This window comes from Marinobacter sp. es.048 (assembly GCF_900188435.1).
GTDB lineage: Bacteria > Pseudomonadota > Gammaproteobacteria > Pseudomonadales > Oleiphilaceae > Marinobacter.
In genome coordinates, this window is the sequence record NZ_FYFA01000002.1 from 784,654 (window position 1) to 796,121 (window position 11,468).

General features: G+C 56.6%; 11 protein-coding genes. 4 read left to right on the plus strand and 7 right to left on the minus strand.

The window, feature by feature from the left end:
- Window positions 1–30: 30 nt before the first annotated feature.
- The 7 genes from ispC to rpsB form a co-directional block, all read right to left on the minus strand.
- Window positions 31–1,215: a 1-deoxy-D-xylulose-5-phosphate reductoisomerase gene (gene ispC / locus CFT65_RS14645; protein ID WP_088828822.1), complete on the minus strand. Its 1,185-nt coding sequence runs from the start codon at window positions 1,213–1,215 to the stop codon at window positions 31–33.
- A 2-nt stretch (window positions 1,216–1,217) separates the two neighbouring features.
- Complete coding sequence (locus CFT65_RS14650; protein WP_088828823.1) at window positions 1,218–2,057, minus strand: phosphatidate cytidylyltransferase; 840 nt, start codon at window positions 2,055–2,057, stop codon at window positions 1,218–1,220.
- A 21-nt stretch (window positions 2,058–2,078) separates the two neighbouring features.
- Complete coding sequence (uppS, locus tag CFT65_RS14655) at window positions 2,079–2,849, minus strand: polyprenyl diphosphate synthase (protein WP_088828824.1); 771 nt, start codon at window positions 2,847–2,849, stop codon at window positions 2,079–2,081.
- Between the two features lie 71 nt (window positions 2,850–2,920).
- Window positions 2,921–3,478 (minus strand): ribosome recycling factor, encoded by a 558-nt coding sequence (gene frr / locus CFT65_RS14660; protein WP_088828825.1) that lies wholly within the window; start codon window positions 3,476–3,478, stop codon window positions 2,921–2,923.
- A gap of 75 nt (window positions 3,479–3,553) precedes the next feature.
- Window positions 3,554–4,282 carry a UMP kinase gene (gene pyrH, locus CFT65_RS14665; RefSeq protein ID WP_088828826.1) on the minus strand — a complete coding sequence of 243 codons (729 nt, stop codon included), beginning with the start codon at window positions 4,280–4,282 and terminating at the stop codon, window positions 3,554–3,556.
- A gap of 185 nt (window positions 4,283–4,467) precedes the next feature.
- A complete protein-coding gene (gene tsf, locus CFT65_RS14670) occupies window positions 4,468–5,337 on the minus strand; it encodes a translation elongation factor Ts (RefSeq protein WP_088828827.1) in 870 nt (289 codons plus the stop codon).
- Window positions 5,338–5,429: 92 nt separating this feature from the next.
- A complete protein-coding gene (gene rpsB / locus CFT65_RS14675; RefSeq protein ID WP_088828828.1) occupies window positions 5,430–6,182 on the minus strand; it encodes a 30S ribosomal protein S2 in 753 nt (250 codons plus the stop codon).
- 252 nt (window positions 6,183–6,434) lie between these two features.
- On the opposite strand from rpsB, the gene map reads away from it, so the two are divergent.
- Genes map through CFT65_RS14695 form a run of 4 tightly spaced genes read left to right on the plus strand, consistent with a single transcriptional unit; the run spans window position 6,435 to window position 11,388 of the window.
- A complete protein-coding gene (gene map, locus CFT65_RS14680; protein WP_088828829.1) occupies window positions 6,435–7,205 on the plus strand; it encodes a type I methionyl aminopeptidase in 771 nt (256 codons plus the stop codon).
- Entirely contained in the window at window positions 7,206–9,851 is a 2,646-nt protein-coding gene (locus tag CFT65_RS14685) for a [protein-PII] uridylyltransferase (RefSeq protein WP_088828830.1), read from the plus strand.
- On the plus strand, window positions 9,848–11,050 hold the full coding sequence (gene dapC, locus CFT65_RS14690) for a succinyldiaminopimelate transaminase (protein WP_088828831.1): 1,203 nt from the start codon (window positions 9,848–9,850) through the stop codon (window positions 11,048–11,050). Before CFT65_RS14685 ends, dapC begins: the two co-directional genes overlap by 4 nt.
- Entirely contained in the window at window positions 11,047–11,388 is a 342-nt protein-coding gene (locus tag CFT65_RS14695; protein WP_088828832.1) for an ArsC family reductase, read from the plus strand. The genes dapC and CFT65_RS14695 overlap by 4 nt, the downstream gene beginning before the upstream one ends.
- Window positions 11,389–11,468 lie beyond the last annotated feature (80 nt).

The window sequence follows — 11,468 nt, forward strand, 5'->3', positions numbered from 1 at the left end:
CTTCAGCCGGGCAGCATTCTGCTGCGACTATCAGACAGTTAACAGACCTATCTGTTCCCCTGCACGAGCCCGTGCTTCTTTATCCTTGGCAAAGATGGTGTCAAAGCTGTCCGCTGGCTCAACAGCAGTCGCAACCAACGTACGCTCTATGATAACGGGGATATCCGAAAAACACAGGGTACCCTCCAGAAAAGCGGCGACAGCAACCTCATTGGCGGCATTCAGAACCGCCGGCGCAGTGCCTCCCGCCTCAAAGGCCTCCGCAGCGAGGCGCAGGCAGGGGAAACGCACCAGATCTGGACGCTCGAAGTGAAAGCGTCCAATGGCAAACAGATCCAGGGGCGCAACGCCAGCGTCAATACGCTCCGGCCAGGCCAGGCCATTGGCGATAGGCGTTCGCATATCCGGGCTGCCAAGCTGGGCCAATACCGAGCCGTCAGCATATTCAACCATGGAGTGAATAATACTCTCGGGATGAACATGTACCTCGACTCTCTGAGGTGTCGTATTGAACAGCCAGCAAGCTTCAATCAGCTCCAGGCCTTTGTTCATCAAGGTCGCGGAGTCTACGGAAATCTTCTGCCCCATGGACCAGTTGGGGTGGGCACAGGCCTGGGCCGGCGTTACCGACCGAAGGTCTTCGACAGAATGCTCCCGGAAGGGCCCCCCGGATGCTGTCAGCAAAATCCTTGTTATACCGGCTCCGGCAGGATCCCGTATCTTGTCCGCCGGTATGCACTGGAAAATCGCATTGTGTTCGGAGTCGATCGGCAGGAGTTCCGCCCCGGCCTCGGCCACGGCATCCATAAACAGCTTGCCGGACATTACCAGGGCCTCTTTGTTGGCAAGCAATACCCGCTTCCCTGCCCGGACCGCCGATAGCGTCGGCGATAATCCCGCAGCCCCGACGATGGCTGCCATGACGGTATCAACGGCCGACGCCGAGGCAACCTCGCATAGCCCTTCAAGACCAGCAAGCACCTCGGTATCCGGCAAGTCGGCCAACAGCTCAGACAGAACAGTCGCAGCCTCGGGATCGGCCATAACGGCCACCCTTGGACGAAATTCCCGGCACAGTACTGCGAGCTCTTCCGCACGGGTACTGGCCGTGAGCGCGTAGACCGAAAACCGCTCAGGGTGAAGCCGAACAACATCAAGGGTGCTCAGACCAATAGAGCCGGTAGCCCCGAGAACACTGAGAGAGCGGGTTGCCATAGTCACCAGTGCCCGGTTGTAAGCCAACCAAGTTGGGTAATAATCAGCGCAAACACCGGAATGGCCGCTGTCAGACTGTCGATCCGGTCCATAATACCGCCATGGCCCGGAAGTAGCTGGCTACTGTCCTTGATGCCACGGTGACGCTTAAGCATGCTTTCCAGCAGGTCACCCAACACGGAAACCAGGCCGGTAGTGAGACTGGCAACAATCAAGAGCAGTGTATGGACCGGTCCTGCCGACGCCAGGAAGCTGACCACAAGGGCAAAAGCTCCCACGGCCACCAGACCACCCCAGACACCCGCCCAGGACTTGCCAGGGCTGACCCGGGGTGCCAGCTTTGCCTTACCGAAGGCCCGACCGGCAAAGTAGGCGCCGATATCGGCGACCCAGACCACACAGAACACGTAAAGAATCAGCAGCAGGTTGTTGGTGCTGTCCCCAAACTGGAAGCCACCGGTGCGCAGGTGATTCAGGCCCACCCAGGCTGGCACCAGAACGAACAGCCCCATCAGGGCTCTTGCGGGGAGACTGCCCCATTTCTCGGAGCCAGCAGGATAACTGCGAACCAGAAGAAAGCACACACCCCACCACAGCACCGCCAACCAGAGCACTGCCACAAACGGAACGTTCAGGAGCCCGTAGAGAATTATAGCGGTGGCCAGTGCGTAGCCAACCCGGCCGGAAGAACTCCGAATGCCTGACATATTCGCCCACTCCCAGGCACCCACGGTAATTATGGCGCCCGTGAAGAGTGCAAAGCCCAGGGGTGGGAGAAAAAAGATCCCGCCAATGGCGATAGGAGCAAGGACCAGTGCGGTAATAATTCGGGTTTTTAACACGGTTAACGTCGCTATCGTTCGTTATTGTTGTAGAGCCTTGGCCGCTATCTGATCATCTGTCTGGCCAAAACGACGCTGTCGACCGGCATATGCCTGCAGGGCCTTGAGCATCTCTTCCTGCTGGAAGTCAGGCCAATACACCGGTGAAAAGTAGAGCTCTGTGTAAGCCAGGTGCCACAGCACGAAATTGCTGATTCTCTGCTCACCGGCGGTACGAATCATCAGATCAGGCATTGGTAGGTCACCAATACTGAGGTGCTGCTGAATCAGGTCATCGGTAATATCAGATGGAGCCAACTGCCCGGTACGAACCTGCTCCGCGACCTTGCGCGTGGCCTGAGTGATATCCCAGTGACCACCGTAATTGGCAGCTATCACCAGCGTCATCCGGGAATTATGACGGGTCAGCTCTTCAGCCGCTTCCATGTGTTCGCGAAGCGCAGAGCTGAATGCAGACCGGTCACCAATAATGCGCAGGCGGATACCATTCCGATGAAGTTTGCGAACCTCTCGCTCCAGGGCAAACAGGAACAGCTTCATCAGAGCCGACACCTCGTCCTTGGGGCGACGCCAGTTTTCACTGGAAAAGGCAAACAGCGTGAGCACTTCCACGCCTTCACGGGCACAGGTTTCCACTACTGCCCTGACCGCATCGACACCGGCCTTGTGCCCAGCCACTCCCTTGAGACGACGGGCCTTGGCCCACCGATTGTTCCCGTCCATGATGATGGCCACATGCCGGGGCCGACTGTCTGCCGACACCGGAATCTCTGCGGATACAGTTCCCGTCATGAAATCCCCTGTGCGGCCGGAGCGCCTGGGTGCTTCGGCCTTTCAATTCGCTTGCAAGTGGGCCCGGACGGTCAAACCGCCATCAGGTCCTCTTCTTTGGCCTTGAGCATCTTCTCGACTTCCGCAATATAACGGTCGGTCAGCTTCTGGATATCATCCTCACCCTTGCGCTCGTCGTCTTCGGTAATTTCCTTTTCCTTGAGCAGATCCTTGATCATGCTGTTGGCGTCACGACGGGCATTGCGGATAGAAACGCGACCATGCTCGGCATCGGCTTTCGCCTGCTTGACCATTTCCTTACGGGTTTCTTCAGTCAACATGGGCATCGGAATGCGGATGATATCACCGCTGGTTGCCGGGTTCAGGCCCAAGTCTGACGACATGATAGCCTTCTCGATGGTCGGCATCAGGTTTTTCTCCCAGGGGGAGACTGTCAGAGTACGGTTATCCTCGACATTGACACTTGCCACCTGCTTCAGCGGTGTCTCCTGGCCGTAATAGTTCACGGTTACACTATCCAGAATAGACGGGTGAGCCCGGCCGGTACGAATTTTGTTGAACGCAGAGTTCAAAGACTCCAGGCTCTTTTTCATTTTCTTTTCGGCTTCTGCTTTGATGTCGTTAATCACTTCAGCATCCTCAATTCGTTCGTCATGTCATTCTGTAATCTGGCCCCAAGACCTTATGGGACCGGGACAGCGGGTTTATTCGATCAGTGTACCTTCTTTCTCGCCGGTTACGATGCGAGTCAGCGCGCCTGCACGATTCATATCAAAGACCCGCAGCGGCATGCCGTGGTCCCGGGCGAGGCAGATGGCTGTCAGATCCATCACGCCCAGCTTCTTGTCCAGAACCTCATCATAGGTGAGGTGATCGTATTTCTCAGCACTACTGTCCAGGTGTGGATCCGCTGAGTATACGCCATCCACCTTGGTGGCTTTGAGCACAGCATCGGCTTCGATCTCGATACCACGCAGGCAAGCAGCGGAATCGGTCGTAAAGAAGGGGTTGCCCGTGCCGGCACAGAAGATCACGACATCGCCGTCCTTGAGATCCCGTACCGCTCGACGGCGATCGTAGTGCTCGACGATTCCGCTCATCGGGATCGCCGACATCACGCGGGTCCGGATATTCGAGCGTTCGAGGGCATCACGCATCGCCAAACCGTTCATTACGGTGGCCAGCATACCCATGTGATCACCGGTCACCCGGTCCATGCCGGCAGCATTCAGGGCCGCTCCGCGGAAAAGGTTACCGCCGCCAATAACCAGACCAACCTGCACGCCAATACCAATCAACGCACCGATTTCCAGGGCCATGCGGTCAAGAACTTTGGGATCAATACCGAAATCGTGCTCTCCCATCAGGGCCTCGCCACTGAGTTTGAGCAGAACACGCTTGTATCTGGGCTGGGTTTTCGATGATGTCGGCATGATGATCCCCTTGTCGTCTGTTGGCTGCTGTCCGGCATGATACCCGTTGCAGGCTTGTATCTGACATACTCCTCAAGAAAAGGGGTATCTCAGATACAAGCCCGCCACGAAAGCCGGGAATTCCCGGCTAACGTGGCAGACTCAGGTGATGCAGTGGCTTGATGCCGGCTGCATCAAACGAAGGATCAGGCCTTGCCTGTGCCGGCTGCAGCAGCAACCTCGGCAGCAAAGTCCACTTCTTCCTTCTCAATGCCCTCACCCACTTCCAGGCGAACAAAACCAACCAGTTCGCCACCGTTGGACTTGATCAGCTCGCCAACGGTCTGGTCCGGGTTCTTGACGAAGGGCTGCTCAACAAGGCTGTTTTCCTTGAGGAACTTCTTGATGCGGCCGCCCATCATTTTCTCGACGATCTCGGCAGGCTTGCCTTCCATATCCGGCTGGGCCTTGATCACGTCCTTCTCTTTCTCAAGCTCTTCTTCCGGCATTTCTTCCGGCTTGCCAACGCGCGGGTTAACAGCAGCAGCGTGCATGGCAATGTCACGGGCGACTTCAGGATCGCCGGCAGTCAGGGCGACAACCGAAGCAATCTTGTTGTTGCTGTGGACATAACCACCAACAACCGGACCTTCAACCTTGATGATGCGACGAACGGTGATGTTCTCGCCAATCTTCTGAACCAGCGCTTCACGCTTGGCTTCCAGATCGCCTTCCATCAGCTTGGCAACGTCGGCTTCGCCCTTTTCAAAGGCAACGTTCAGAACATCGTTGGCAAAGTTCATGAAGTTGTCATCACGAGCAACAAAGTCAGTCTCGGAGTTAACTTCAAGAATGTAAGCAACGGTGTTGTCGTCAGAAATCTTGATCAGTGAAGCGCCTTCAGCGGCGGTACGACCAGCTTTTTTGGCAGCTTTCAGGCCAGAAGACTTACGCAGCTCTTCGATTGCAGCGTCCACACTGCCTTCAGCTTCAACGAGTGCCTTTTTGCACTCCATCATGCCAAGGCCGGTACGCTCACGCAGCTCTTTGACCATTGCAGCGGTAATTGCAGCCATGTTCAATCCTCTCAACTGTTCCGAATTCGGTGGGGAGGTATGCCCGAAGCAACCCCGGGCATACCTTACATCTCAAACGTGAAGATAAAGCGTCACTCAGCGGCCGGAGCAGCGCCTTCAGCGTCTTCGCTGACTTCAACAAACTCGTCAGCACCGGCAGCACCAGCCTGTGATGCCTCGAGGCAGGTGTCAGCAACGGCTTTCACGTAGATCTGGATCGCGCGGATGGCGTCGTCGTTACCCGGAATCACGTAATCAACACCGTCCGGATCGCTGTTAGTATCCACAACACCGATAACAGGAATGCCCAGCTTGTTGGCTTCCTTGATAGCGATACGCTCATGATCAACATCGATCACGAACATGGCGTCCGGCAGGCCGCCCATATCCTTGATACCACCAATCGAGCGCTCGAGGCGGTCCATTTCACGGGTGCGATCCAGTGCTTCTTTCTTGGTCAGTTTATCGAAAGTACCGTCCTGACTCTGGGTTTCCAGATCACGGTAGCGACGGATAGACTGACGAATGGTCTTGTAGTTAGTCAGCATGCCACCGAGCCAGCGGTGGTTAACGAACGGCTGACCGGCACGCTCGGCTTCTTCCTTGATGATCTTGGCCGCAGCACGCTTGGTGCCAACGAACATGATCTTGTTCTTGTTCTCTGCCAGCTGCTGAACGAACTTCAGCGCGTCGTTCATGGCAGGAACAGTCTGCTCAAGGTTGATGATATGAATCTTGTTACGGGCGCCGAAGATGAACTTCGACATTTTCGGGTTCCAGTAGCGGGTCTGGTGACCGAAGTGAGCACCTGCCTTGAGCAGGTCACGCATATTTACCTGAGCCATGATAGTTACCTTTTTAGCTTCGGGTTAGTCCTCCACGTATCCAATTACCCCAACCTGGCTCCTTGAAAAGCAGGAACAGGCACCCTGGGATAACGTGCCGACACGTGTGTGAATTTGCTGGATTCGTTTCCAGCGGGCGCGTTTATACCATATTCGGCCCGACAAACGCCATTATTTTTGACGTCGAGCTTCCTTGTACCCGGGCGGCAGGCCCCTTAAAATGCCGGTTTGGCACAAACAACGGGAAGCCCAATGCAGGTATCGATCAAGACACCGGAAGAAATCGAAAAGATGCGCGTCGCTGGCCGCCTGGCAGCCGAAGTTCTCGAGATGATCGGCGAGCACGTCAAGCCCGGCGTTTCCACCGAAGAGCTAGACCGGATTTGCCACGACTATATTGTAAATGAGCAAAAGTGCATTCCGGCACCGCTCAACTACAAGGGATTTCCGAAGTCTATCTGCACCTCGGTCAACCACGTTATCTGCCACGGGATCCCGTCTGAGAAGAAAATACTCAAGGACGGAGACATCCTTAACATTGATGTCACCGTAATAAAGGATGGCTACCACGGCGACACCAGCAAGATGTGGATCGTCGGCAAACCGAAACCGGGTACAGAACGCCTGATCCAGATCACTCAGGAGTGCCTCTATAAAGGTATCGAGCTGGTGAAGCCGGGGACCCGGCTGGGCGATATCGGCCACGTAATACAGCAGCATGCCGAGAAGCACCGTTATTCGGTGGTTCGCGACTATTGTGGCCATGGCATCGGCGCAGTGTTTCACGAGGAGCCGCAGGTAATGCATTACGGCAAGCCCGGCACCGGCCTGGAGCTACAGGAAGGCATGACCTTTACTATTGAGCCGATGATCAACCAGGGCAAGTACCAGACCAAGCTTCTGCCGGATGGCTGGACAGTGGTTACCAAGGACCACAAACTCTCTGCACAATGGGAGCACACCATCCTTGTGACGGCGGACGGCCACGAGGTCTTGACCAAGCGAAAGGAAGAGTCCTTCTAAGTGGACCAAAGCGAGCTGGAATCCCGCATCAGTAATGACCCTTCTCCGGTTACGGCGGCCCGGGAACTGTTAAAGGGCAGGTATAACGCCGATGCCGAGGCCTTCCGACAGGGCGCCGATGTGCGCGCCCTCGTCCGCTCCCGGGCTGACACGGTCGATACGGTTCTCAGACTGATCTGGAACCGCTATCCCTTTTCCGATTCACCGGACATTGCCCTGATCGCAGTTGGCGGCTACGGACGCGGCGAGCTTCATCCGCACTCCGACATCGACCTTCTTATATTGACCCGCAATGGTATCGAAGACAGCTGGCACGAAGACCTTGGCGCCTTCGTGACGCTGCTCTGGGACCTCAGACTGGATATCGGCCACAGCGTTCGCAGCATCGAAGAAAGCAAAACGGCCGCCCGTGACGACATCACCATACTGACCAATCTGCTGGAAACCCGCACCATCGCTGGCCCGGATGAACTCCGGTCGGAGCTAAGCGAGCAGGTGTACTCCGATGACGTCAGCACCGACCGCGACTATTTTATTGCCAAACGCGAAGAGCAGCAGCATCGGCACCAGAAATACGGCGATACCGAATACAACCTTGAGCCAAACGTTAAAGGCTCCCCGGGTGCCCTGCGTGATATCCAGACCATTGGCTGGATTACGAAGCGGCATTTCGGACTGCAGAACATTGCAGACCTGACCCGATTCAGCATTCTCACCGAGGAAGAACACCAGATCCTGTTCCAGGGTGAAACTTTCCTGTGGCAACTACGCTATGGCCTGCAGCTGCTGGCCGACCGGAATGAAAACCGCCTGCTGTTCGACCACCAGCGAGCCCTCGCCCAGATGCTCGGCTACAGGGACGAAGGCAAGCGACTCGGCGTTGAACTGATGATGCAGTCGTACTATCGGACGGTACTGGCACTTGCCGAGCTAACCGACGTAATTCTGCAGTACTATGATGAAGCCATTCTCGGCAGCGCGTCCGAAGACGCCATCCAGCCAATAAACAAGCGCTTCCAGATTCGCAACTACTATATCGAAGCGGTGAACAATCAGGTCTTTGCCTACGCTCCGTACGCCATTATGGAAATTTTTGTGCTGATGGCCCAGCACCCGGAGATCAAGGGCATCCGCGCGACCACCATCCGGTCCCTGCGGGCGCACCGGCACCTGATTGACGATGCATTCCGGTCCGACCTGGCCGTGACCACGCTGTTCATGGAGCTGCTCAGAACGCCCCATGCGCTGGATCAGACTCTGTCTGCCATGAAAAAGTACAACGTGCTCGGCCGCTACCTCCCGGAATTTGGCCAGATAATCGGCCAGATGCAGCACGACCTTTTCCACATTTACACCGTCGATGCCCACACCATGCGGGTCATCCGCAATATGGTCCGGCTCAGCGGCACCGAGGCCCGAGATGAATACCCCCTCGCATCCCGCCTGATCCATCGGCTGCCCAAGCTGGAGACCCTTTACATTGCGGGCATATACCACGATGTCGCCAAAGGCCGGGGTGGCGACCATTCAGAACTGGGCGCGATAGACGCCGAGGCTTTCTGTCAGAGACACCACCTCAGCGAGCGAGACACCCAACTGATTTCATGGCTGGTGGAGAACCACCTGCTGATGTCCATGACAGCGCAGCGAAAGGATATTTCTGATCCGGATATCATTCATGCGTTCGCCAGGGCGGTACCGAGCCAGGCGCACCTGGATTATCTGTATGTGCTCACCGTGTGCGACATCAGTGCTACCAACCCCAAACTCTGGAACACCTGGCGCGCCTCGCTGTTGCGCCAACTGTATATTGAGGCCAAACGGGCCTTGCGCCGGGGCACGGAAACGCCCATCGACCGGCAGGAATGGGTTCGCGCCACCCAGTCAGAAGCTCGTGAGATCCTGCACGCCCAGAACATGACCGACGATCAGATCGACGCAATCTGGGACACCGTGGACGAGGATTATTTCCTCCAGGATTCTACTGTAGATATCGCCTGGCAGACCGCAGCCATCATCCGCCATGGCGACAACCCCGACCCGCTGGTACTTATTCGTGACACCCGTGGCGGCCCCACGGACGGCTACTCTCAAATCATTATTTACATGAAGGATCGGGTTGCCCTGTTTGCTGCGACGACGGCGGTCCTTGAGCAGCTTAACCTGAACATCGTGGACGCCCGTATAAGCTCCAGCGAAGGGCCGTATTCCATCAGTTCTTACGTCGTGCTCGACGAGCAAGGCCAGCCTCTGGGTATTGACCCGGCTCGCAAGGAACGTACACGCAATCGCCTGATTGAAGAACTGGATGATCCAGAGGACTACCCGGACATCATCCACCGGCGCACACCACGGCAACTGAAACATTTCGCCTTCCCGACGGAAGTGACCTTCTCCAATGACATCATTAATCAGCGCACTGTGATGGAAGTCATCACGCCCGATCGACCTGGCCTGCTGGCGCGAGTTGGCCAGGTATTGCTGGAGCATAGGGTACGCCTGAGCAATGCCAAGATTGCCACCCTCGGCGAACGAGTAGAGGACGTTTTCTTCGTCACCGACGAGCACGGCGAACCCATCCGGGATCCGGCCGTGTGCCAGGCCCTGCAGCAAGATCTCTGTAGAATGCTGGACGACATTCAATGAATCCGAATCTGGACAGACTCCACCCCTACCCGTTTGAAAAACTGGCCAAACTGAAGGCCGGCATTAGCGTGCCTGATCATCTCCGGCCAATTTCTTTGGGGATTGGCGAGCCAAAGCATCCCTCGCCGGATTTCGTCAAACAGGTCATTGCGAACAATCTGGACAAGCTTGCCAATTACCCGACGACCCGTGGAACGGATGAACTCCGCGAGACCATCAGTCGCTGGGCGACCCGCCGATTCAAGCTGAAAGCCGACAGCCTCAGCCCGGCGAGAAATATCGTACCGGTGAACGGCACACGCGAAGCGATCTTTTCTCTGGTTCAGGCTGTGGTGGATGCCAGCAAGCCTGCCACAGTGGTCAGCCCCAACCCGTTTTACCAGGTCTACGAAGGCGCTGCCTTCCTGGCCGGCGCCACGCCCGTCTACCTTCCCTGCGACGGTTCCAACGGCTTTATTCCGGATTTTGATTCGGTGCCGGAATCCACGTGGCAGGCGTGTCAGGTGCTATTCCTGTGCTCACCAGGCAATCCCAGTGGCGCCGTGATCCCCAGGGAAATGCTGGCAAAGGTGATTGCCCTCGCCGACAGATACGACTTTATCGTTGCCTCTGACGAATGCTACTCCGAGCTTTACCCGGACGAAGGCAACCCGCCGGAAGGCCTGCTGCAAACCTGCGCCGCCATTGGCCGGGATGACTACGCCCGCTGCGTGGTGTTCCACAGCCTGTCCAAGCGCAGCAACTTGCCTGGCCTGAGGTCGGGGTTTGTCGCTGGTGACGCCAGCATTCTTGATGGCTACCTGAAGTACCGCACCTACCACGGTTGCGCCATGCCCATTCATAACCAACTGGCCAGCATTGCCGCCTGGACCGATGAGGACCACGTTCGGGAGAATCGTGCAGCCTACCGCGCCAAGTTCGAGGCAGTGGTGCCCATTCTCCGGGAGGTGATGACAGTGGATTTCCCGGACGCCGGATTCTACCTGTGGCCGCAGACCCCAATGGATGACGAGACCTTTGCCCGGGAACTCTCGGCCCAACAGAACGTGCATGTGCTGCCGGGCCGGTACCTGTCCCGGACGGTCGATGGCCACAATCCCGGAGAGAATCGGGTGAGAATGGCCCTGGTGGCACCGCTGGAAGAATGCGTTGAGGCGGCAGAACGTATTGTTGAATTTGTTAAGGCGAACAAGGCATGAAACTCTACGGCATCAAAAACTGCGACACCGTCAAGAAAGCCCGGAAGTGGCTGGACGGGCAAGGTATCGACTACGAATTCCACGACTTCAAGAAGGATGGCCTCGATAGTGAGTTGCTGTCCCGCTGGGAACAAACGGTTGGCTGGGAAATCCTGCTGAACCGCCGTGGCACCACCTGGCGCAAACTTCCCGAGGAGGTTCGTGATACCATTAGCGCCCAAAGCGCTCACGCGATCATGCTGGACAATCCATCCATCATCAAGCGCCCCGTCGTAGAAAGCGGCGATGAGGTGCGCGTGGGCTTCAGTGCAGATGAATGGTCTGCATGGCTGACCTGAACCTCAGGTAAACAGATCCAAAATTTAACTCCGGAGTCAGAAAGCCCGCACCTCTGACCCCACATTCAGAACAGGAGCAA

What these genes read in the sequence shown, in the direction of transcription:
- rpsB (WP_088828828.1), bottom strand. Translation starts at nt 6,182, where the DNA reads ATGGCTCAGGTAAATATGCGTGACCTGCTCAAGGCAGGTGCTCACTTC.
- uppS (WP_088828824.1), bottom strand. Translation starts at nt 2,849, where the DNA reads ATGACGGGAACTGTATCCGCAGAGATTCCGGTGTCGGCAGACAGTCGG.
- dapC (WP_088828831.1), top strand. Translation starts at nt 9,848, where the DNA reads ATGAATCCGAATCTGGACAGACTCCACCCCTACCCGTTTGAAAAACTG.
- pyrH (WP_088828826.1), bottom strand. Translation starts at nt 4,282, where the DNA reads ATGCCGACATCATCGAAAACCCAGCCCAGATACAAGCGTGTTCTGCTC.
- ispC (WP_088828822.1), bottom strand. Translation starts at nt 1,215, where the DNA reads ATGGCAACCCGCTCTCTCAGTGTTCTCGGGGCTACCGGCTCTATTGGT.
- tsf (WP_088828827.1), bottom strand. Translation starts at nt 5,337, where the DNA reads ATGGCTGCAATTACCGCTGCAATGGTCAAAGAGCTGCGTGAGCGTACC.
- map (WP_088828829.1), top strand. Translation starts at nt 6,435, where the DNA reads ATGCAGGTATCGATCAAGACACCGGAAGAAATCGAAAAGATGCGCGTC.
- CFT65_RS14695 (WP_088828832.1), top strand. Translation starts at nt 11,047, where the DNA reads ATGAAACTCTACGGCATCAAAAACTGCGACACCGTCAAGAAAGCCCGG.